Below are 22,690 nucleotides of genomic sequence, written 5' to 3'. Positions count from 1 at the left end.
GCCCGCTCAGCCGCCCTGATCTTCCGGCAGCACCACGATGATCTTGCCGGTATAGACCGGGTTTTTCTTGTCGTCGGCAATCACCACCACCGTCTGTCCCGGCGTGCGACCGTTGACGAACAGCATCCCCGGTTCTTCCACATGGACATCGGCGACTTCGGGGTGGGAACTCATCACCACCGCCCGCTTGAGGTCTTCGACCGGAATGCGGACGATCTGCATTTTACCGGCTTCGACTTCGATTTGCTGCACGTCATCAGGATTCGGCTTTGGCTTGCGTTTTTCCGCCTCTTCCTGCGGCAAAACGTACTCTTGCGCTGCTGCTGGCCGGTGCTGCATCGCGCTGACTGTCAGCACGCTTGCCGTAACAGCCATCAAAACCACGCTTTTCATCGCACTTCCCCGTCAATCGGACCGATAAGTGACGCTATAGCCTCTGCCGGTTGCTGACAAGGGTGACAGATTGCCCTATAAGGCCCCCAGTATTTCTTCCGACCCCCACTTAAAGACAGGACGGTATCGGCGATGATTCCGCGTTACTCACGCCCGGAAATGGCGGCCATCTGGGCGCCTGAAAACAAATTCCGCATTTGGTTTCTGATCGAGGCCCATGCCTGCGATGCGCAGGCGAAACTGGGTGTGATCCCCGCCGACGCCGCCAAGGCGGTGTGGGAGCGTGGTGACAAGCCGTACACTGCCGAGCGAATCGCCCGCATCGATGACATCGAAGCGGTGACCAAGCACGACGTGATCGCCTTTACCACCGAACTGGCCGAGCATGTCGGGGCCGAAGCCCGCTTTGTCCACCAGGGCATGACCTCGTCGGACGTTCTGGACACCTGCCTTGCCGTGCAGATGACCCAGGCCGCCGACCTGCTGCTGAAGGACATGGACGCCCTGCTGGCCGCGCTGAAGACCCGTGCGCTTGAGCACAAGTACACCGTCTGCATGGGCCGCAGCCACGGCATCCACGCCGAGCCGGTGACCATGGGCCTGAAGTTCGCCGGCTTCCACGCTGAAATGCAGCGAAACCGCGAACGCCTGCTGCGCGCCCGCGAGTCGATTGCCACCTGCGCCATCTCGGGCGCCGTCGGCACCTTTGCCAACATCGACCCGTTCGTCGAAGAATATGTTGCCGAGCAGCTCGGCCTGCAGCCCGAGCCGCTGTCGACGCAGGTCATTCCGCGCGACCGCCACGCCGAATATTTCGCCACTCTGGGCGTGATTGCCAGCTCGGTCGAACGTGCCGCCACCGAAATCCGCCACCTGCAGCGCACCGAAGTCCGCGAAGCCGAGGAGTTCTTCTCCAAGGGCCAGAAGGGCAGCTCGGCCATGCCGCACAAGCGCAACCCGGTGCTGACCGAAAACCTCACCGGTCTGGCCCGTCTGGTGCGCATGGCGGTGATCCCGGCGATGGAAAACGTCGCCCTGTGGCATGAACGCGACATCAGCCATTCGTCGGTTGAACGCATGATCGGCCCCGACGCCACCGTCACCCTCGATTTCGCCCTCGCCCGCCTGACCAACGTGATCGCCAATCTGGTGCTCTATCCCGAGGCCATCGAGCGGAACCTGAACCAGATGGGTGGTCTGGTGTTCAGCCAGCGCGTTCTGCTGGCCTTGACCCAGGCTGGCGTGTCGCGCGAAGACAGCTATCGTCTGGTCCAGCGCAACGCCATGAAGGTGTGGGGCGGCGAAGGCGACCTGCTGTCGATGCTGACCGGGGACGAAGAAGTCACCGCCCGCATTCCGCTCGACACCCTGAAAGAACTGTTCGACCTTGGCTATCACACCAAGAACGTCGATGCGATCTTCAAGCGAGTCTTTGGCGCCGACCACGCCGCCTAAGGCCTGCGGGGCGTTCCACCGTCCATGGTGTCGTCTGTGATGCCTGCGGCGCGGGAAACGTCCCAACACACTGATAGCGGGGGGATTTCTACAAACAGTCCCCCGGTTATCCCCAACTTTTCCCCATCTTGCGCGATGGGAACGCATTCGGGTATTGCGCACTCTGTGCCGGGATAGTATTTTCCGGCCCCCAACAGCGTTACCATTTCGCTTTTCAGCCACCCCGCCGTGGCAACGATGAAGCCACCCTCTGGTGGCGTGACAGGAGCAAGACAATGGCTATTTCGAAAACCGCCAAAGCCTCCCTTGGTGACAAGGGTATCTCGGGCAAGCGTATGTACAACGGCAAGGAAGTCCGTCCGGTGCTGTACGTTGGCCGTCAGGTCGGTCAGGGCAAGTACATGACCGGCATGGTCGATGGCGCTCTGGTGACCGACGCCAAGGGCCTGCCGATGCGTCTGTCGCGTATCGGTACCGCCGCCTAACACCCGACTGCTGACCACGGCGGTCCGGGACTGCCGGATCTGTGCTGTCCGCCCACGCGAGGCACAGGTCCGGCAGAACCGAGCCAGGAAAGCGATCCATCAGGCCGGATGCGTCATGCGTCCGGCCCGATGGCTTTTGCGGTCTGCGCAACAGGCATCCCTGCGGACAAGACCACGGTACACGACAGCTAAGGACGTGGAGCGCTGCTCCACACCTCGCTGGGGCCTTGAGGCTCTAGAGCATTGTGCGAAAAGTGGGAACCGGTTTTCGCAACAACAATGCGACAGAACAAAAAGTTGGAGCAGCGTGCCTGCGTCCGATTTAACGCACGCTGCTCCAGACCCCATTCCCTTGATCGTAAAAGAAAAATTGGGGCCCGGGGGAAGAGCCCCCAAATGAACGGTCGAGGCATCACCCCCAAATGAACGGTCGGGGCCTCAGGCCCAGAATGAGTCTGGGCGACAGCCCATTCTTTTCCACCAACTGTCGTGTCCTGTGCCCACTTTTGCGCCCACGGCTCGAGACATAAAAAAGGCCCCACCTCCGCGCAGGAGGCAGGGCCTGTTTTATGTCGCAGCGACAGAAACAGGCGAACTTATTCGCTGGCTTCGGTCATGATCTGCTCACGAGCCAGATCCATCATCTTGCTGATTTTGATCTGCAGGCGACCTTCGGTCATTTCAACGTCATGGTCGGCCAGATCCTTGAGGATCTTGCGGATCACGTCGTTGTCACCCGGTTCTTCCAGGTCGGCAGCGACCACCTGACGGGCATAGGCTTCGGCACCGCCGCCAGCCAGTCCCATGGTTTCCGCAGCCCACAGGCCCAGAAGTTTATTGCGACGAGCGCGCGCGCGGAACTCCAGTTCCTGATCATGCTTGAACTTGGCTTCAAAAGCCTGTTCACGGTCGTGGAAAGCATCGGCCATGGTGTGCGTCCCCAGAATACCTTATATCCCCTGAGTCAAGGTGCGGTTACCCCGCACCCAAAAGCGGCACCGTTATACCCGCTACCCGAAAGCAGGGGTATATATTTTTGCGTCAAAAGACCTCGCGCCGCAAAAAAATGTCGCCTATTCATGATAGATGTTGGCGGGACACGGGCAAAGATCAAGACCCTGCCGACAGGGAACTTCAGCGTTGGGAAAGGCTTGCCATGTGCTCGATCATCCTGCTCCGCCGTCCAACCCACCCGTGGCCGCTGCTGGTCGCGGCCAATCGTGACGAGATGCGCGACCGCCCATGGCGTCCCCCGGCCCGTCACTGGCCAGACCGGCCAGAGGTGATGGCCGGACAGGACACGCTGGCCGAAGGCAGCTGGCTGGGGGTCAATGATCATGGGGTGATGGCCGCCATCCTCAACCGCCATGGCACCCTTGGCCCCGCACCGGGCAAACGGTCGCGAGGTGAACTGGTACTGGAGGCGCTGGACCACGCCGATGCGGTCGAGGCCGCCGACGCCTTGCGCCATCTGGATGGCCGGGCCTATCGTCCATTCAACATGGTGATTGCCGATAACCGGGATGCGTGGTGGCTGAAGCACAGTGGCCGCCCGGATGGGCGAATCGAGGCTTTTCCGCTGCCTGAAGGGCTGTCGATGCTGACCGCCTTTGATGTCAACGACAGCACCCACGACCCGCGCATTGCCGCCGCCCTGCCCCGCTTTGCTTCGGCCCCGGTTCCAGACCCGGACAACGGCGACTGGCGCAGCTGGCAAATGCTGTTGGCCGACCGGACCAGCCCGACCGACGACGACCCGCGCCATGCGCTGTGCTTCATGACCGAAAAGGGTTTTGGCACCAGCTCCAGCTCGTTGATCGCCCTGCCTGCCATCGGAACTCCGGCAGAGGTCAAACCAAAGTGGCTGTTCGCTGCCGGAGCCCCGGATCAGGTGGACTATCAGCCGCTGTCATGGCGATAAAGGATCCGTTCAGTGGGCAGTCTTCAGACGCTCGGTTCCCAGAATTTCAACCAGGGCTTCGGGATGGCGTCGGCAATAGCGGGCCAGCTCGACCGGGTCGGTCACCCACAGGTCTTCGCCGTCACAAAAGACGTGGAACACCAGCGCTGGCGGCAAATCGAGAGTACTGACGGCCTGCTGGCGTTCCGGGCCATGCAGGCCACCCCCAGGCAGGACGGTATGGACAGCGACGTTACGGTTCATGGAAGCACTCCGTGTTCATGATTTTTGGAGGATTCTGGCCTGCGATCGTTGCGCAGCGACCAGTGATGACACTTTGACAATGAGCACACCGTGCGCCAAATGCAAGGGGTATTGCGCATATTGTGCGCCTTTTTTCTTGCGTCCCCCGGTAAAAGCGCGTTAGCTACAGCCACCACCGTTCCCGTCAGCACAGGAGATTCCGATGGGTGGGATCATGACCCACAAAGACTTTCGCCAGTGGCGCAAGTCCCTGAAACTGTCCCAGAAAGACGCCGCCGAAGCTCTGGGGCTGAAACGCCGGGTGGTGCAATATTATGAAAAGGGGGAACGGGACGGCGAGAAAATCGAAATCCCGAAAACCGTCCGTCTTGCCTGCTATGCGCTGGCGCAGGGAATCAGCGATTACTTCGGGACCGACCGCCCGCCGCAACTCGCTCCCCTGCCCACCAGCGACGCCGACAAACCCAAAGAGAAAAGTAAAGAGGTGAACGACTGAGCGGCTCCGCCCGCCTGCTGGGACGCCCCCGCTCACCAGAGTAAAATATAGTAATTTCAGATTATTATGGGGTCTCACTCCCGCTATTCCCGCTTGACTGACACCAGCAGTCAGGTGGCCCGGCACAGGTGCTGTGCCCGGTGCAGGGCTGATCAGCAGCAAAAGCGTACAGTTCAGGGCGCAGCCCCCATTGTTTGCGCCGTCCAGTCCTGCTATACCACGCCAGAATCAGGAACGCGGACGGTTGCGCACAGATGGTGCGGGCCGCGTTTCGTCTTTCCACCACGGTCAGGGCGGCGGTTGTCGTCAGACCGGCAGCGGGCATTGCTCCATGGCACGACGCAAGCAGATTTACGAAGGTAAGGCTAAGGTATTGTTTGAAGGCCCCGAAGCCGGGACCATCGTCCAGTACTTTAAAGATGATGCAACCGCCTTTAACGGTGGGAAAAAAGGCACCATCACTGGCAAGGGTGTGCTGAACAACCGCATCTCGGAATACCTGTTCCAGAAGCTGAACGAAATCGGCATCCCGACCCACTTCATCCGCCGCCTGAACATGCGCGAGCAGCTGGTGCGCGAAGTGGAAATCATTCCGCTGGAAGTCGTGGTTCGCAACACCGCCGCCGGTTCGCTGTCAAATCGCTTTGGTATCCCCGAAGGCACCCAGCTGCCGCGTTCGATCGTCGAGTACTACTACAAGAAAGACGAACTGAACGACCCGCTGGTGTCCGAAGAGCACATCACCGCCTTTGGCTGGGCGACCGTGCAGGAACTTGATGAACTGCTGGCGATGGCCCTGCGCATCAACGATTACCTGTCCGGCCTGTTCCTCGGCATCGGTATCCGTCTGGTGGACTTCAAGCTGGAATTCGGTCGCCTGACCCACGAAAACGGCGAAATCCAGATTGTTCTGGCTGACGAAATCAGCCCCGACAACTGCCGCCTGTGGGACCTGAAGACCAACGAAAAGATGGACAAGGACCGCTTCCGCCGCGATCTCGGCAGCGTCGAAGAGGCCTATCAGGAAGTGGCGCGCCGCCTGGGCATCCTGCCCGAAAGCGGCCCGGGTGACATGCCCGGCCCGGCGACCATGCAGTAAACCGACAGGGCGCCCCACCGTGGGCGCCCTTTGGTCCTGAGAAAACACGATTCAGTTATCCCGCCTGCCCGCAGGGCATCGTCTGCCCCTGCCAGTGCAGGTGTTTCCCCCTCACCGACACTCTTGCAAGAGGATTGGACCCGTGAAAGCCAAGGTTCACGTCACCCTCAAAAACGGCGTTCTCGACCCCCAGGGTAAGGCCATTCAGCACGCTCTCGGCTCGCTGGGCTACGAAGGCGTCAACGACGTCCGTCAGGGCAAGTTCATCGAACTCGATCTGGCCGAAACCGATCCGGCCAAGGCCAAGGCGGCGGTCGAAGCGATGTGCAAGCAGCTGCTCGCCAACACGGTGATCGAAAACTACAGCATCGAAATCATCGCCTGATTTTGGGCATTTTTCGCTGACCTGTCCTGTCCACCCCCCGCTAAAGAGTTGAGGCGTCCCCATGAAAGCCGCCGTCATCGTCTTTCCCGGCTCCAACTGCGACCGCGACGTCGCCGTCAGCCTGGAAAAGAGCATGGGCCAAAAGCCCCTGATGCTCTGGCATCGCACCACCGAGGTCCCCGCTGACCTCGACCTGATCGTCGTTCCCGGCGGTTTCTCCTATGGCGACTACCTGCGCTCGGGTGCCATGGCGGCACACTCGCCGGTGATGCAGGAAGTCAAGGAACGCGCCGCCAAAGGTGTGCGCGTGCTGGGCATCTGCAACGGCTTCCAGATCCTGACCGAAGCCGGGCTTCTGCCGGGGGCGCTGATGCGCAACCGCGACCTGAAGTTCATCTGCCGCGACGTACACCTGACCGTCGAACGCACCGACACCGATTTCACCCGTGGCTACGCCAAGGGTCAGGTGATCCGCGTTCCGGTCGCCCACCACGACGGCAACTATTTCGCTGACGACAGCCTGCTGGAACGCATCGAAGGCAATGGTCAGGTGGCGTTCCGCTATGCCTCGGCCAATGGCGAGGTCAGCGAAGCCAGCAACATCAACGGCAGCCGCAACAATATCGCCGGTGTGTTCAACGAGGCCGGGACCGTGCTGGGCATGATGCCGCACCCCGAACGCCTCGCCGATCCGCAGCTTGGCGGCATTGACGGCAAGCCCCTGTTTGACTCCTTGGTGGAGGCCCTGTGCAAATGAGCGCCATCACCCCTGAAATCGTTGCCCAGCACGGCCTGAGCGCCGACGAATACAAGCTGGTTCTGGAGATCATGGGCCGCGAGCCGAACCTGACCGAACTGGGGATTTTCTCGGTGATGTGGTCAGAGCACTGCTCGTACAAGTCCTCGAAGAAGTGGCTGAAGACCCTGCCGACCAAGGCTCCGTGGGTGATCTGCGGCCCCGGTGAAAACGCCGGTATCATTGATATCGGTGATGGTCTGGCCGCTGTCTTCAAGATGGAAAGCCACAACCACCCGTCGTTCATCGAGCCGTATCAGGGCGCAGCCACCGGTGTTGGCGGCATCCTGCGCGACGTGTTCACCATGGGTGCCCGTCCGGTCGCCAACCTGAACGCCCTGCGTTTCGGCAGCCCGGACCACCCGAAGACCCGCCATCTGGTGTCCGGTGTGGTCGCCGGGATTGGTGGCTATGGCAACTGCGTTGGCGTGCCGACCGTCGGCGGGGAAGTCAACTTCCACAGCTCGTACAACGGCAACATTCTGGTCAACGCCATGACCGTTGGCGTTGCCCGCGCCGACAACATTTTCTACTCGGCAGCCGCTGGTGTCGGCAACCCGGTGGTCTATGTCGGTTCCAAGACCGGTCGTGACGGCATCCACGGCGCCACCATGGCCTCGGCGGAGTTCAACGAGGACTCCGAGGAAAAGCGCCCGACGGTGCAGGTCGGCGACCCGTTCACCGAAAAGCTGCTGATCGAAGCCTGCATGGAGCTGATGGCCACCGATGCCATCGTCGCCATTCAGGACATGGGCGCTGCCGGTCTGACCTCCTCGTCGTTCGAAATGGCCTCCAAGGGTGGCATGGGCGTCGAGCTGGAACTGGACAAGGTTCCGATGCGCGAAGTCGGCATGACCCCCTACGAACTGATGCTGTCAGAATCGCAGGAACGCATGCTGATCGTTCTGGTCCCCGGCAAGGAAGAAATGGCCAAGGCCATTTTCGACAAGTGGGAACTGGACTTCGCCGTCATCGGCACCCTGACCGACAGTGGCCGGATGGTGCTGAAGTGGCATGGCGAAGTGGTTGGCGACCTGCCGATCGACCCGCTGGCCGCCGCCAGCCCGGAATACGACCGTCCGTGGGAACCGACCCCGGCCCTGCCGGTGCTGACCCCGGCCGATGTCGAGGAAAAGCCGTGGGGCGAAGCCCTCAGCACCCTGATTGCAAGCCCGGACATCGCGTCGCGCCGCTGGATCTATCAGCAGTACGACCACATGGTGATGGGCGACACCGCCCAGCGTCCGGGTGGTGATGCCGGTGTGGTCCGTCTGCATGGCTCGAACCGCGCTCTGGCGATGACCACCGACTGCACCCCGCGCTATGTCGCTGCCGACCCGGTCGAAGGTGGCAAGCAGGCAGTGGCCGAAGCCTATCGCAACATCTCGGCCGTTGGTGGTCTGCCGCTGGCGGTCACCGACAACATGAACTTCGGCAACCCGGAAAAGCCGCGGATCATGGGCCAGTTCGTCGGTGCCTGTCAGGGCATGGGCGAAGCCTGTATCGCCCTCGACTTCCCGGTGGTGTCCGGCAACGTGTCGCTGTACAACGAAACCGCCGGTCAGCCGATCCTGCCGACCCCGGCCATCGGGGCCGTCGGGACCATCGAAGACGTGGACACCATGGCCACCGTCGCCTTCAAGGGTCCGGGTGAAAGCATCGTCGTGCTGGGTGGCGTCGCCGGGGAACAGGGCTGGCTGGGCCAGTCGCTGTATCTGCGCGAGCTGTGTGGCCGTGAAGAAGGCGCCCCGCCGCCGGTCACTCTGGCCGTCGAGCGTGCCGCTGGCGATTTCGTCCGCGCCCAGATCCGTGCGAGCAAAATCACCGCCTGCCACGATATCGCTGACGGCGGCCTGCTGGTTGCCGTGACCGAAATGGCGATGGCCGGTGATTACGGTGCCATGCTGGCGATCGAAGGCCCGAATCTGCATGCCAGCCTGTTTGGTGAAAACCAGGGCCGTTATGTGGTGACCGTGCGCGAAAGCCTGCTGCCTGACCTGCTGGCTGCCGCCAGGGCTGCGGGCGTCGAGGCGCAGACCATCGGCACCACCGGCGGCTTCCACATCTTCCTGAACGGCGAACAGGGTCCGGCTCTGGCTGACCTGCGCGCCGGTTTTGAAGGCTGGCTGCCGAATTACATGGCTGCCGAAGCCTGATTTTTCAGGACGTGCCGACACCCCCCCGGACAGGATCGCCTCTGTCCGGGGGGTTTTGTTTTTTCACCAACCACGTACACGACAAACAGAAAACAGGATTATGGAGCGCTGCTACACACCTCGCTGGGGCCAGTCGGCCCCAGACCCCATTCCTTTGATCATAAAGGAAAAAATGGGGGTTCGGGGCCTCAGGCCCCGGATGGGGATGGGCGATAGCCCATTCTTTCTCAAAAACTGTCGTGTACTGTGGCGTCCGATTTAACGCACGCTGCCCTAGCACTCAATACTCTAGATATATTGAGTGATATGGATACGATTTAAAATAGTGTATGCCAAGGAAGCTATCCTTGGAATTACACGAAGCGGAATCATAAATGGTTATATTTCTTGGTCTTCTTTCAATTGGCCTCGCCATCGCCTGCCTCGGGATCGCCGTCTATGCTGTGTTTGCCAAAGGACGACGCCGCAAGTTTCTCCTCTTGGCCTTCGGCTTGCTCGTCGGCGCGTCTATCTCCGGCTATGCTGCTGGAACGATCGGTATCACGCAAAGGAGCACGCAGCTCGCTGAAATGAGCAACTCGGCCTGCCGCACTGACCTTGTATGCTGGGCAGGCACGGTGATTAATACAGCGGGATACTTGTGCACACCCTTTATTGAGAAGCAGGCACAGTATGGCATCAAGTGGACCGACAAAATGTCAGAGACACGCTTTGAAAGCTATGCATGGCTTGATGAAAAGCATGGGCATGTTCGCTATTATGGCGACAAGGCCATGATCATGAATGGAAAAAATGGCGATTGGGTGATTGCCAACTATTCCTGTGACTATTCTGTACTCAATAGTGCTGTCCTTGGGGTTGCACTGAGAGAAGGTCCGCTCCCTTAAACCAAACTCATCAGAGCGCAGTGATGAGGTCCGGGGCCTCAGGCCCCGGCGAGGTGTGGAGCAGCGCTCCACGATCCTGTTTACTGGATCTCCACCAGATACCCCCCATCGTCCCCTTGGGTAACGGCAATGGCCTTTCCGGTGAAGCGCTGCACGATATCGATGGCACTCAGGGTGTGCTGGCTGAGCTTGACGGTGGTAAAACGCCCCTTGCCCGCCAGAGCAAACGGCAGGATCAGTTGATCCGCCAGATAGGGACCGGCAAAAGCGGTGGAGCTCAGATAGCCGTTCATCCGCGCGGCGGCGGTCTTGCCGAGCTTTTCCGCCGATACCCCCATCTGCCCGAACGCGCTGACCATTTCCGTTCCGTGGGTATGGCGCGCCTCCAGCATCAAGGCCACCCCCGGCCCCTGATCCTCGGGCAACTGGCGTAGCGCAAAGGCGGTCTCCGGCCAGTCGGGAAGGTCTTTCTGCGCCTGCGACATCATCCGCCGTGCAATCTCGGGAACCAGACCACTGAACACCGCCTGCCCGGAGACCGCCAGCAGCTCGCCCCGGTCGAGGCAGTCCAGCGGGCGCAGCGGGGCCGGGGTGATGTCGATTTCGATCCGCCCGCCACCACGCGGATAAAAGCCATGACGGACAAGGCGGGCCGAAACCTGCGGTCCCATCCGGTTGACCAGCGGCAGAAACACCCGTTCGATGAAATCAAACGGCGGAGCCTGTATGGCGTGCGTCCCCCCTTCGAGAATCAGCCGCGACGGTGTGTCGGCCAGCACGAGGGGAAACAGGACCGTTTGCAGCACCAGCGCCGTGCTGCCCGCCGTCCCCACCGCAAAGCGGTACTCACCGCCCACCACCCGGCCGGGGTGGAAGGTGATCCCGGATGACCCGACGCTCAGCCCGTCGCACGTGCTGCCGGAGATGGCGCAGGCCGCCTCCAGCGCGGTCAGGTGCTGACGCATCAGGCCGGGCTTCGGGCGCTTGCCGCGAATGTTGCTGATCGAAAACGGGCTTCCGGTGATCAGCGACAACGCAGCCGCATTGCGGAGAATTTGCCCGCCACCTTCGCCTTCAGATCCATCAATGAGTATCATGGTCACTGTCCGTCCCCTTTGTCGTACCATATCATTTTGTGAAACTCTGCGACCATCATCCTGAAGCAGCGTGCGTTAAACCGGATGCAGGCACGCTGCTCTAATCTTTTGTTCGGTCGCATTGTTTTTGCGAAAACCGGTTCCCACTTTTCGCACAATGCTGGTTTTTTCATGCCGCATTGTTGTTGCGAAAACCGGTTCCCACTTTTCGCACAATGCTCTATCCCTTGACGCACACCACCTGCTTCAGGGTGTGGATGATCTCCACCAGATCGGCCTGAGCGGCCATCACCGCATCAATCGGCTTGTAGGCTCGGGGGGTTTCGTCAATGACGCTGGCGTCCTTGCGACAGCAAACCCCCTGGGTGTCGTGGATATGCTCGTCCAGCGTCACCAGCTTTTTGGCCTCGTTCCGCGACATCACCCGGCCTGCGCCGTGGCTGCAGCTTTCAAAGCTCTCCGGGTTGCCCAGCCCGCGGACGATGAAGCTCTTGGCACCCATCGAGCCGGGAATGATCCCCAGCGTGCCCTTGCTGGCGCGCACCGCGCCCTTGCGCGTCACCAGCACGCTTTCGCCAAAGTGGTTTTCGCGGCTGACATAGTTGTGGTGGCAGTTCACCGCCTCCATCTCAGCGTCGAACGGCTTGCTGATTTGCCCGCGCAGGGCGGCGATGATGTTGCTCATCATCACCCGGCGATTGAGGGCCGCAAAATCTTGCGCCCAGCCGACCGCCTCGACGTAATCATTGAAATGATCGGTGCCCTCGGGGAAATAGGCCAGGTCTTCGTCGGGCAGGTTGATGAACCACTTGCGCATGTCCTGCTTTGCCAGTTCGATAAAGAACGAGCCGATGGCGTGCCCCACCCCGCGCGAGCCGGAGTGCAGCATGATCCAGACGCGGGCGTCCTGATCCAGACACAGTTCGATGAAATGGTTGCCGGTCCCCAGCGTCCCCAGATGGGTCAGGTGGTTGGCCTTGTTCAGACGCGGGTACCTTTCACACAGCCGGTCAAAGCGGGCCGACAGCGTTGCCCACGCCTCGACAATCGCCGGCGGCGGTGCGCCCCATGCTCCGTCGTCGCGTTTGCCGCGCCCGACACTGCGCCCATGCGGGACGGCACGCTCGATGGCAGCGCGGATCGGCTCCAGCGAGTCCGGCAGGTCCTGCGCCATCAACGACGTGCGGGCGGCCATCATGCCACAGCCGATATCGACCCCCACCGCCGCCGGGATGACCGCTCCTTTGGTCGGGATCACCGAGCCAACCGTTGCCCCGATGCCAAGATGAACATCCGGCATGACCGCAACATGATGAAAGATAAACGGCATGCTGGCGGTGCGGAGCAGTTGGGTGCGGGCATTGTCATCCACCGGCACGCCACGGGTCCACAGTTTGACGGGAACGCCAGCATCGGCGGAAAGGGTATCGCAGGACACAGTGCTCATGGCGGCTCTCCTGTTGTGATCAGCAGGGGTGAATACCCCGGTGCCAAGGACATTGCAGGCCGGATGCCAAACGCTGCCGCCACCGAACAGAAAATAATAATACATTGATAAAATTAATTAATTTTCTAATCTGCACCAGTAAAAACCCATTCTTCACCCGAATGACCGAGAAATTTATATCGCTATTTATAAATTCATATAATCTTTCCCCATGAAGAAAATCACCGTCCTTGGCTTTCTCGGCCCCACCATTGATGCCCCCAGGCCCGGCCCGGCCCGCTGGTATGGCTGGCGGCCATCGGTGGGGATGTTCATGCATGACGATTTGCGGATCGACCGCCTTGTCATGCTTCATGGCAGTGCCCATCATGCTCTGGCCGAACAGACCTGTGATGATATCGCCTCGGTCTCGCCGGAAACGCGGATCGAGCGCCATGTGATCGACTTTGCCGACCCGTGGGATTTCGAGGAGGTCTATGGAACGCTGCTGGACTTTGCCCGCTCGCGGCCGCTCGACCCGGAAACCGAAGACGGCCTGATCCACATCACCACCGGCACGCACGTCGCACAGATTTGCCTGTTCCTGCTTACCGAGGCGCACTATCTGCCCGGCCGCCTGCTGCAAACCTATCCCAACCGGGGCAGCAGCGAGGCGGCAGGCCGGTGGAATGTCATTGATCTGGACTTGTCGCGCTATGACACCATCGCCACCCGCTTTGCCCGCGAACAAGCCGAAAGCAGCTCGTTCCTGAAGTCGGGGATTGCCACCCGCAACGCTGCCTTCAACACCATGATCGACGAAATCGAGCAGGTTGCCAGCCGCACCCGCGCGCCCATTGTGCTGATGGGACCAACCGGAGCCGGGAAAAGCCAGCTTGCCCGGCGGATTTTTGACCTGAAAAAGCTGAAACGACAGGTCAGCGGGGCTTTTGTCGAGGTCAATTGCGCCACGCTGCGCGGTGACAGCGCCATGTCGGCGCTGTTTGGTCACAAGAAAGGCGCCTTTACCGGCGCGGCAGCCGACCGCGCCGGGTTACTGCGGGCGGCGGACGGCGGGGTGCTGTTCCTTGACGAAATCGGCGAACTGGGCCTTGACGAGCAGGCGATGATCCTGCGCGCCATCGAAGACAAGCGGTTCCTGCCGGTCGGATCGGACCGCGAGGTCAACAGCGACTTTCAATTGCTGGCCGGGACCAACCGCGATCTGGCCGAGTGCGCCCGCCGGGGAACCTTCCGCGCCGACCTGTTTGCCCGGCTCACCCTGTGGACCTTCAGCCTGCCCGGTCTGGCCCGGCGCCGCGAAGACATCGCCCCCAATCTGGACTACGAGCTGGAGCGGTATGCCGCACGCGAAGGCGACCAGATCAGCTTTAACAAGGAAGCCCGCGAACACTACCTCGCCTTTGCGGAATCGCCCGCCGCCCTGTGGAGTGGCAATTTCCGCGATCTGGCCGCCAGCATCACCCGCATGGCGACCTTTTCACCACAGGGGCGCATTGATCTGGCGACGGTTGCCAATGAAATAGCCCGCCTGCAACGCCAGTGGAGTGGGTCAGCCGATGAGGGCGATGGTCTGGACAGCATTCTTGCGACCGACCAGCTCACCGCCCTTGATCCCTTTGACCGGGTGCAGTTGGCCTATGTGGTGCAGGTCTGCCAGCACAGCCGTTCGCTGTCCGAAGCAGGCCGCACGCTGTTTGCCGCCTCGCGCCAGCAGCGGGCCAGCACCAACGATGCCGACCGCTTGCGCAAATATCTCGCCCGCTTTGGGCTGGACTGGCAGGCCCTCACCCGCGCCTGACGGCAGGCTCTAAGCATACACATTGCCATCGTCTAAAGCAGTGATCACAAAACTAGCTCAGATTTTTGCGCTCAATTTTCTAAATACTTTATTTCGATTCCAGATGGAATAAGATAAAAACCGTACCACCCTAAAGTATCAATACCTCATTTCTTCAAATTATGAGAAATTTTATTATAATTCAAAACTATCCTATGCAATCTGGTAGGGCGACCCTTACCTCTCCCTGCCCTACCTTTCAATAAAACCAAAATATCATCTAATTTCTTCCCAATTAAACTTATCAACATCAAATCAGATGTTTCAGGGGAAAGACACAACTCATGAAGACCTTCTCCGGATATAATTTCATTGAACTCTACAAGATCTTTTCTTGCATTATCAAAATTTAAATCACCTAATACATTACGGACATCATGAAGAGACTTTATACCCAAGTCACAACAGATATCAAAAAGTTGCCCAGAATTCTCCGGGAAACTTGGTGTAAATTCCCCATAAAAATCACGCATCCGACTCACAAAACCATGAACATCAACAAATTCCTGCCCGAGATCACTACCATCCGCCTTTTTAATCTGATCATTCCTTTTGCGATCATGGGATTTCATGAGAGATGAAATAGAAATATCCCCTTGACGCACCAAAGCCCCAAGCTGATCTAAATGATATGCCTCATCTTTAGATAGACCTACAAATTCTGTTTTATAGCCAATGTCATGCTCTATTTCATTCCACACATGGGCCATCATTGTACATACTTGTATTTCACAACTTATGTCTCCAACATTATCATAAGTTCCAACAAGATCATCATCAATCAATGATACTTGAACATGAATAGCTCTATAATATTTTGAGTTATCATCATTTTTTTTATCTTTCACATCTATGGAAATATCTTTTTCATTCACAGGACCACGAAATACAGATTTCAACCCATCTACAATACGATTGCAATCTTCATATTGATAAGCCGATATTCTTACACCTGCCAAATCACTAATAGAATCAAATATTTCATCTATGTTAGAATAATTTCTATGTTCATCTGATGAAAAACGCCGAAGCTTTGCCTCAAATGACTTCTCCGTCTTTACCCGGAAGGTCACCTGAGCACGTATTGCATTCTGCTCACAAACATCTCCCCGACAAATTTCAGCGACTCGATCGGCAAGTTTCACATAGCGATCACGCTCCCTACGGTAGCGAGCAACTGCAGGATCAATAAGACTTGAATCAAAAGGCATAGCAATATCCTTGATGAGATAGATGGACTACAAACCCAAGAAGGCTCCGATACAATTTACTAGAAACAAAAAATTATCAACAATTCTGAATTGCACCCATCCAAAAACAATTCCGCATTGTCAAAAATCTCATTCTCGGACGTCATCCCCGGTGCCGCCCAAAGTTGCGCAACACCCATCCCAGCGGACGCAACAGCGGATAGAGGAACGCCCAACGCTCTGGCAACGGCAAGACCGCCTGATCCACCGGGTTCAGCAACGCCTGCCACAACACATGCGGGCCTTGCCGCCAGCCTCCGGCCAGATACAGCCGCCAGCGACGGGCGCGCAGTTCCCGCAGCAACCACGGCCAGCTTCCCCGTACCGGGCGGTCAAGCCAGCGGCGTCCGGCAAAGAACGCGGCGAGGAACCAGTCCAGCCTGCGCGGATCACTGTGCAGGCCCTGCCCGTCCTCGCCGTCTCCCAGCCACAGGTGCAGCAGGTCGAGGGTATGGCCGATCTGCCGTCCGGCTACCGGGGGACCGCCCAAAGACTGGCGCTGCTGTGGGTCGCGCAGCAACAGGGCAATATCGGCCAGCCAGCACAGGCGATCCCAGCCATGCCGCGCGCCGTGCTCCAGCAGATAGGGCAACAGGTCCGCCTGCCCCAGACAGGGAACACGCCCGCCAGCCAGAGCGATCTCTTCACGCCGATGCCACAGGTCGGCAAAGCTCGCCTCAGGCTGGCTCGGGTCATCACCAAGGCGTAAATGCACCTCGATCACCAACGCCCCACGCCGATAGCTGATGTCCTTGCAGTGGCTCTGCACCACCTGCGACGGTAACTCCGCATCGCCACTGTCCAGCCGCCGATACCCGGCAGAAATCAGCACCTGATGGGCCTCGGCATAGCGATCCGGCGGTACCAGCAGGTCAATGTCTCCGGCAGAACGCTGGAACGGATCACCGTACAGCTTTTGCGACAGCGGCAAGCCCTTGATCACCAAAGCCGGTATTCCGGCAGCGGTCAGCTCTCCCAGCAGCCGCAACAGCTCGCCGAGCTGTTTCAGGCCCCCCAGCGTGCCCTGTCGGACACGGGTTTGCAACACGCGCACAGCGGAGTCCGGGATGCTCCCTGCCGCGACCACAGCGGCCCCCCGCAGAACCAGCGGCTCGACCCGATGACGGGCTGCCCCGGCAACAAAGGCGTCCCAATCGCGGACCTGTTGCAGGATCTGCCCGGCGGCACGCAGCGCGTCGGGGCTGGTTGTCGGGGACACTGCCAGCCGCACACACTGGCACAGGGCCAGAAACTCCGGCTGCAGGACAGGCATTGTCATCCACACCGCCCCCGCTGCCGCAAAAGATCCAGATACAGCGCGGCAACCTCATTGGCCCGGCTTTGCCAACTGAACTGCTGCAAGACCGCCTCGCGCACGGCGGGGTCAACCCCCGACGCCACGCAGTCGGCAACACAGCGGGCCAAAGCCGCCCCCTCGCCGACCGGAAAGCGGAACGGCCAGCCGACCACATCGGCAATCGCCCGGTTTCCCTCGATATCGCTGATCGCCATCGGCACCCCGGCCAGCAGGGATTCCAGCAACACCGTCGGCAAGCCTTCGCGTTCAGAGGCCAACAGCATCACGTCACAGCCCTTCATCATCGCCGCCGTGCAGGCATCGTCCTGCCAGCCGTGGAAATGCACCCGTGCTGCAACACCCCACTGCATGGCGAGGGCTTCCAGGCGTTCGCGATCGACTCCCTGCCCGACGATGTGGAATTCGGCCTGCTCCATGCCGGGTTCGCTCAAGGCCCGGATGCCGTCATCCAGCCGCTTGACCGGGTCCAGACGTCCGACCGACAGCATCGCCGGTGCCCCCGACAACCGACGCTGCCCGGCCTGCTGCAAGCGCGCCATCAGGGCGTCGGCATCAAGGCAGTTGGGGATGATTTCCTCCCGCTGGCCACACAGGCCAATGTCCTGCATCACCTGCGACCAGCCGGAATGCAGCAAAATCACCGCATCCGCACCGCGCACGGTCCCGCGCTCGATCAACAGGTCCCAGCCGCGTTTCAGCCCCTGCTGCAGGCGGGTTCCCCCCTGATAGTAACAGTGCGGCGTAAACACCACCGGCTTGCCCAGCCAGCGGGCCAACCGCAACGCCAGCGCCGAAATGCCGGTGCGCGAGCCATGCACATGCACCACATCCGCCGTTCGGATCAGGGGCAGCAGGCGGCCAAAGCCCCCGGCATCGACCTGACCGGGATAGTCGTCCGGCACCTTGACCAGATTTTGCGCCAGAATGACCGGCTCGATATCCCCCCGCGCCAGCAGGGCACGCGACAGGCCCTCGATATGGCGGGCCACCCCGCTGGACTGCGGACGAAATTCGCAGTGAACGGTCAGGACACGGATCATGCGGCGACCTCCTGCCCGACCGTCTCGTCACTGGTCGCGCCGACCACTGGCGCGGTGTACTGCGCCATCACCCCGCCCAGCACAATCCAGAACAATCCCAGCCCCGACAGGCTGAACAGGTGGTCGGACGAAATGAAGGTGGTTACCATGCCGATGGACAAGGCCCCGCAGGCCAGAGCCAAATCGCCAGTAACCGTCGCGCTGTGCTGGCGAAAGGTCGCGATGCAGCGACGGGTGATCACCCCATACCACAGCAGGAACACCAGCGCTGCCGGAACCCCAAGCTGGTAGGTAATGGCAAAAATGGCCCCTTCCCCCCCACCGGCCAGCTCCAGCCCCAAATCAGCCGCCAAAGCGCCCGATGCTCCCAGACCGGGGCCGAACAGGATCACCTGCGGCAGATCGGTGATGTTTTTCTGCAGGGCCTCGACGTGGCCGATCGTCGAACCATCCTGTAGATTGACGGTATAGGACAACACGAACTGCAAGCCTTCGTAACTGCCCAGCAGCAGCCCGAACAGCACCGCAAAATTGCGGAACCCGGCTCCGCCCCGTCCGCTGAGAACCAGAAAAACCGGCAAGGCAATCACCAGCACCAGCATCGCCCCCCGGGTCCCGCTTTGCCACACCCCCACCATGCCCACCAGCAACACCAGCAGGGCCAGCCCAAAGGATTTGCGCTGCAAGGCGGCAAAGCCCAGCATCGCCCCCACCGCCACAAAGCTGCCCTGCGCCAGCGGAGCCGCCACCAGCCCGGCAGCCCGCCGGGCATATTCATAGCCGAAGAAGTTGAACGGTAGCACATAGTACCAGTCGAACCCGGTCACGATCCCCTTGATACCGTTCAGGTAATGTCCGTACTGCACGGTTTCGACCCAGAAATCGGTATGCCGGATATCCCACGCGCCAAACAGGGTCGAGACCATCGCCAGCCCGGCGGCGAAGACCGCATAGGCCTGTAGGCGTCCGGGCGTGCGCAGCGCCCCATAGCCTGCCGCCACCAGCATCACCGGCAGGGCCAGTTTGACCGCCGACCCGACCAGCAGCAGCATATCGACATCATCGGTTGCAATGACCCCATAGGCTGCGATGAATCCCACATACAGCACGGCCAGCGTGAACACTTTCCCCGCTCTCCAGGCATGAAAGATACCCCATAGCGCCAGCAGGACCATCAGGCCATCCCGGCTGTAGCGCAGCACGGCAATCCCCTCGCTGAGGGGATTGTGGGCATACAGCACGGCAGACAGCAGATCGGTCAGGGTCACCAGCAGGCTGTAAAGAAAGATCAGGATCAGGGACATGGCGATACGATCATGGCAAGCAGACGGCCAAGGCCGCCGGGGGAGGCAGAAAAAGAGTCAGTCAGCCAGGTCCGTTGCTGCTCTGCCCATTCGGCACGAAAGGCATCATCCTGACCGAGACGGTGGAACAATCGCACGACCTCCAGTGGCGTGTGAACCTTTAACGGCGGCTGGGCAACCCGGCGGGCCAGCTGGTTGCCATCAAAGGACCAGTCCAGCGTCACCACCCAGTGCCCCAGCGCGGCAGCCTCAAGGGCCATGGTCGAGCAATAGGCCAGCACCATTGCCGGGGCAGAGCCCCGCACCAGCCGGGCATGGGGTGGCACACTGACCGGCGCCGAACCATAGGAGCTGCGCCCCCTCTCGGCGGGATGCAGCAACACCTGTACAGGCAGACCGGTTGCCACCAGTTCAGAGACAAAGCCGGTCAAGGCAAAGGGAAGCTGGTTGCCAAAGATCACCGCCTGCTGCTGGGAAACCACCGCGATATCCTGCGGCGGCCCGGAGGGAGCCAGCCCTCCCTCTTCACCCCGTCCCAGGGCATCGACAATCACCCGCTCGGGCGGGACACCGGCCTTCAGGAAAGCCCGCCGGCACAGCTCGCTCCAGACGACCTGATAGTCGGCCCGGCAGGGGAAAAACTCATCGGTCGGAATGCCGTGTTGCAGGCAGACGGTTGGCCAGCCGCGCGACAGGCAGGCGGTGCTCATCATGTCGAAATCATTGTGCATAATCAGCACGCCGTGCAGCCCGTGCAACGTCCTGTCAATCGCTGCCTGCCACATCGACAACCGCAGGCGGGCGGCCCGCACACCGCACTTGCCGTCAGACACCCCGGCCCGCAGCCTGCCTCCCAGCGGGCGCATCAGCGGAATGTCCGCTGGAAACAGCGCATCCGGCAAACGCGGGTGCGCCAGAATGACCGGCTGCAACCCTGCCTGCCGAAGTGCCGGCAGGGCACGGGCCAGCGTCTGCCAGCCACTGGCACCGGCCAGCGTCGCCACCAGCACCGCCAGCGGCTTTTCCTGCCGGATCACCGCTCCGGCCTTCCCTTTTGCCAGCAAACGGGCATCCCGCAGGACGGCCCCCCAGCCGCGAAGGGTGGGAAACGGCTTGTGACTTTGAAAAAACAGCTCGTGGCGAACCTCGGCAGCCTCCGGGCCATGGTCGCGCAGCAGAGCCGCAACAAATGCCGCAAAGGACGACCTGTTCATGGCCAGCGTTGCTCCACCTGCCGCAGCCACAGCAGGAAACAGACCGGCCACCACAGGCGGGGGTCCGTTGGAGCACGGCGCAAGGCATCGGCCAGACGCGGCGCATTGATGAACTCATCGGCCCCCAGAGGCAGGTCGGTCAGTACATCAGACAGCGGCAATGCCCCAATGCGGAACTGCTCGGCATGACCGAGACCACGGTTTTTCGGCCCCTCGATGACTTCGGGCGGCAACAGTGACGCCATTGCCAGCCGCACCGGCTGTTTGCCTCCGCGCGGCCCGACCTTTTCGCTCATCGGCAGCCGCATCGCCAGCTCGGCAATGCGATGGTCGAGAAATGGCGAGCGGGATTCCATCCCCGCAGCCATCGCATTGCGGTCGGCATAGCGCAACACCTGCCCCAACAGCCCCCCCTGCACATCAGACAACCGCATCATCGACAGCGGTTGTCGCTGATGGTCGGCCAGACTGTGCAGGCGGGGCCGCAGATCGTTCCGGAAATCGTCCTGCAGCGCCATCACGTGCGGCCTGCGATCCATCAACAGATGCAGCATGCCGTGGGGCAGGCTCCACGCCAGACGGGCCAGTGCGCCAGCGGGGGTCAGCTCGTCATTGCCCCACAGGGCCTTTGCCCGCCGCCAGTCCCCGCCCCGCAGCGCATCCCGCAACAGGACCGGCAGATAGCGGCGGGTATAGCCTGCGAACAGTTCATCGCTGCCATCCCCGGCCAGCGCCACCGTTGCGCCAGCCTGCCGCATCGCCCGGTACAGCCGCAAGCCCGCCAGCGGACTGGGGGTTCCCACCGGCAACTCCTGCGCCCACAAAAAGCTCTCCAGATCGTCCATGGTTGGCGTTGGATCGACCCGGATTTCGTGAAAGGGCACATGCGGCGCCACCTTTTGCCAGGTGGTGCGGGCACGGGGAATTTCGTCAAAGGCTTCGCCCCCGGCCTGATAGCCATAGCCGAACAGGCCGAGAAACGTGCTGCCGCCGTTAAAGTCATGCTGGCCCAGCGCCCATGCCACCGAACCGGAATCAACCCCGCCGGACAATTGGGCAGCCACTGGAACATGGGCTCGCAAGCGCAAGGCGGTTGCCTGCATCAACAGGGCCGGAAGCTCGGCCGCCACCTGCCCGGCGGTCAGGTCCGGTTCAACATCAGGCCAATGGTGATACTGGCGATGCTCGACATGCCCGTCGGCCTGCTGAATCCAGAGCGCCCCTGCCGGGACCTGCACCACGCCATCAATCAGCGTTTTGTGGTGATGGTCGGTCAGCCCCAGCGACAGAAAATCAAAGGCCATCTCGCGGTTGATCACCACCGGCAGGTCCGCCGCCGCCACCACCGCCCGCACTTCACTGGCCAACACCAGACGGTCGTGGGCACAACAGGCATACAGCGGGCGAACCCCCAGACGGTCACGGCTGATGATCAAGCGATCCGAGGATGCTTCGTGCAGGACAAAGGCCCAGGTGCCATTGAAACGGCCCAGCGCCTGTTCTCCCCAGGCGTGCCAGGCCGCCAGCAGGACTTCGGTATCGCTGTCACTGTGGAACGGATAGCCCAACCCCTGCAATTCGGCCCGGAGTTCCGGATAATTGTACAGCGATCCGTTAAAGATGATCGTATCGCCCCACGGCGCAACCATCGGCTGGTCGCCCGTCCGTCCGGGAGCGAACAGCGCCAACCGGCGATGCCCCATCGACAAACGTCCGTTCCGGCGGGAAACCTGCCCCTCACCATCCGGTCCACGATGGGCAATACAGGCCATGGCGGTCTGGAAAGCATGGGGTGGCACATTCCCCCCGAGCTGCGATATTGCAACCAGACCGCACATGCACAGACCACCTGCTTCCGTTTGAT

Annotated in this window: 21 protein-coding genes; 10 read left to right on the top strand and 11 right to left on the bottom strand. The window is 60.8% G+C overall.

Annotated elements, in window-relative coordinates; translation table 11 throughout:
• Positions 1 to 6 precede the first annotated feature (6 nt).
• Entirely contained in the window at positions 7 to 393 is a 387-nt protein-coding gene (locus BW995_RS09840) for a pilus assembly protein N-terminal domain-containing protein (protein ID WP_076400074.1), read from the bottom strand.
• Between the two features lie 132 nt (positions 394 to 525).
• Here BW995_RS09840 and purB point away from each other — a divergent pair, with 132 nt between their 5' ends.
• Both purB and BW995_RS09830 read left to right on the top strand, forming a co-directional pair.
• Positions 526 to 1,848 (top strand): adenylosuccinate lyase, encoded by a 1,323-nt coding sequence (gene purB, locus BW995_RS09835; protein ID WP_076400072.1) that lies wholly within the window; start codon positions 526 to 528, stop codon positions 1,846 to 1,848.
• Positions 1,849 to 2,123: 275 nt separating this feature from the next.
• Positions 2,124 to 2,333 carry a hypothetical protein gene (locus BW995_RS09830; protein ID WP_076400071.1) on the top strand — a complete coding sequence of 70 codons (210 nt, stop codon included), beginning with the start codon at positions 2,124 to 2,126 and terminating at the stop codon, positions 2,331 to 2,333.
• A 596-nt stretch (positions 2,334 to 2,929) separates the two neighbouring features.
• Here BW995_RS09830 and BW995_RS09825 read toward each other — a convergent pair.
• Positions 2,930 to 3,262, bottom strand: coding sequence for a DUF1476 domain-containing protein (locus tag BW995_RS09825; RefSeq protein ID WP_076400069.1), 333 nt, complete (start codon positions 3,260 to 3,262; stop codon positions 2,930 to 2,932).
• Positions 3,263 to 3,489: 227 nt separating this feature from the next.
• On the opposite strand from BW995_RS09825, the gene BW995_RS09820 reads away from it, so the two are divergent.
• Entirely contained in the window at positions 3,490 to 4,254 is a 765-nt protein-coding gene (locus BW995_RS09820) for an NRDE family protein (RefSeq protein WP_076400067.1), read from the top strand.
• A gap of 9 nt (positions 4,255 to 4,263) precedes the next feature.
• Here BW995_RS09820 and BW995_RS09815 read toward each other — a convergent pair whose 3' ends face one another.
• A complete protein-coding gene (locus BW995_RS09815) occupies positions 4,264 to 4,497 on the bottom strand; it encodes a hypothetical protein (RefSeq protein WP_076400065.1) in 234 nt (77 codons plus the stop codon).
• 202 nt (positions 4,498 to 4,699) lie between these two features.
• Between BW995_RS09815 and BW995_RS09810 the strand changes: the two genes are divergently transcribed.
• From BW995_RS09810 to BW995_RS09785, 6 genes are all read left to right on the top strand, one after another.
• Positions 4,700 to 4,993, top strand: a complete 294-nt coding sequence (locus BW995_RS09810; protein ID WP_245821385.1) for a helix-turn-helix domain-containing protein — start codon at positions 4,700 to 4,702, stop codon at positions 4,991 to 4,993.
• 331 nt (positions 4,994 to 5,324) lie between these two features.
• Entirely contained in the window at positions 5,325 to 6,092 is a 768-nt protein-coding gene (purC, locus tag BW995_RS09805; protein WP_076400063.1) for a phosphoribosylaminoimidazolesuccinocarboxamide synthase, read from the top strand.
• Positions 6,093 to 6,234: 142 nt separating this feature from the next.
• On the top strand, positions 6,235 to 6,477 hold the full coding sequence (gene purS / locus BW995_RS09800) for a phosphoribosylformylglycinamidine synthase subunit PurS (protein ID WP_076400062.1): 243 nt from the start codon (positions 6,235 to 6,237) through the stop codon (positions 6,475 to 6,477).
• A 61-nt stretch (positions 6,478 to 6,538) separates the two neighbouring features.
• Positions 6,539 to 7,234, top strand: a complete 696-nt coding sequence (purQ, locus tag BW995_RS09795; RefSeq protein WP_076400060.1) for a phosphoribosylformylglycinamidine synthase subunit PurQ — start codon at positions 6,539 to 6,541, stop codon at positions 7,232 to 7,234.
• Entirely contained in the window at positions 7,231 to 9,429 is a 2,199-nt protein-coding gene (gene purL, locus BW995_RS09790; RefSeq protein ID WP_076400058.1) for a phosphoribosylformylglycinamidine synthase subunit PurL, read from the top strand. Before purQ ends, purL begins: the two co-directional genes overlap by 4 nt.
• Positions 9,430 to 9,803: 374 nt before the next feature.
• The gene (locus tag BW995_RS09785; protein WP_076400056.1) at positions 9,804 to 10,316 is read left to right on the top strand and encodes a hypothetical protein; all 513 of its coding nucleotides are present in this window, start codon (positions 9,804 to 9,806) and stop codon (positions 10,314 to 10,316) included.
• Positions 10,317 to 10,396: 80 nt separating this feature from the next.
• Here BW995_RS09785 and rtcA read toward each other — a convergent pair whose 3' ends face one another.
• Both rtcA and BW995_RS09775 read right to left on the bottom strand, forming a co-directional pair.
• Complete coding sequence (gene rtcA / locus BW995_RS09780) at positions 10,397 to 11,413, bottom strand: RNA 3'-terminal phosphate cyclase (RefSeq protein WP_076400442.1); 1,017 nt, start codon at positions 11,411 to 11,413, stop codon at positions 10,397 to 10,399.
• Between the two features lie 220 nt (positions 11,414 to 11,633).
• Positions 11,634 to 12,860: an RtcB family protein gene (locus BW995_RS09775; RefSeq protein WP_076400054.1), complete on the bottom strand. Its 1,227-nt coding sequence runs from the start codon at positions 12,858 to 12,860 to the stop codon at positions 11,634 to 11,636.
• A 211-nt stretch (positions 12,861 to 13,071) separates the two neighbouring features.
• Between BW995_RS09775 and rtcR the strand changes: the two genes are divergently transcribed.
• A complete protein-coding gene (rtcR, locus tag BW995_RS09770; RefSeq protein WP_076400052.1) occupies positions 13,072 to 14,661 on the top strand; it encodes an RNA repair transcriptional activator RtcR in 1,590 nt (529 codons plus the stop codon).
• Between the two features lie 146 nt (positions 14,662 to 14,807).
• Here the strand turns inward: rtcR and BW995_RS09765 are convergent, their stop codons facing one another.
• From BW995_RS09765 to asnB, 6 genes are all read right to left on the bottom strand, one after another.
• Positions 14,808 to 15,911 carry a GTP pyrophosphokinase gene (locus tag BW995_RS09765; RefSeq protein WP_076400050.1) on the bottom strand — a complete coding sequence of 368 codons (1,104 nt, stop codon included), beginning with the start codon at positions 15,909 to 15,911 and terminating at the stop codon, positions 14,808 to 14,810.
• A 142-nt stretch (positions 15,912 to 16,053) separates the two neighbouring features.
• Positions 16,054 to 17,229, bottom strand: coding sequence for a nucleotidyltransferase domain-containing protein (locus BW995_RS09760; protein ID WP_084194731.1), 1,176 nt, complete (start codon positions 17,227 to 17,229; stop codon positions 16,054 to 16,056).
• On the bottom strand, positions 17,226 to 18,308 hold the full coding sequence (locus BW995_RS09755) for a glycosyltransferase family 4 protein (protein WP_084194730.1): 1,083 nt from the start codon (positions 18,306 to 18,308) through the stop codon (positions 17,226 to 17,228). The genes BW995_RS09760 and BW995_RS09755 overlap by 4 nt, the downstream gene beginning before the upstream one ends.
• Positions 18,305 to 19,612 (bottom strand): hypothetical protein, encoded by a 1,308-nt coding sequence (locus BW995_RS09750; protein WP_076400046.1) that lies wholly within the window; start codon positions 19,610 to 19,612, stop codon positions 18,305 to 18,307. The genes BW995_RS09755 and BW995_RS09750 overlap by 4 nt, the downstream gene beginning before the upstream one ends.
• Positions 19,603 to 20,826, bottom strand: coding sequence for a hypothetical protein (locus BW995_RS09745; RefSeq protein ID WP_139332848.1), 1,224 nt, complete (start codon positions 20,824 to 20,826; stop codon positions 19,603 to 19,605). The genes BW995_RS09750 and BW995_RS09745 overlap by 10 nt, the downstream gene beginning before the upstream one ends.
• Positions 20,823 to 22,664: an asparagine synthase (glutamine-hydrolyzing) gene (gene asnB / locus BW995_RS09740; protein WP_076400042.1), complete on the bottom strand. Its 1,842-nt coding sequence runs from the start codon at positions 22,662 to 22,664 to the stop codon at positions 20,823 to 20,825. Before asnB ends, BW995_RS09745 begins: the two co-directional genes overlap by 4 nt.
• Positions 22,665 to 22,690: the final 26 nt, after the last annotated feature.

This window comes from Insolitispirillum peregrinum (assembly GCF_900156605.1).
GTDB classification, from domain to species: Bacteria; Pseudomonadota; Alphaproteobacteria; order Rhodospirillales; family Rhodospirillaceae; genus Insolitispirillum; species Insolitispirillum peregrinum.
Note: the sequence above shows the minus strand (reverse complement) of the source record. Positions and strands in the feature narration are given on the sequence as shown.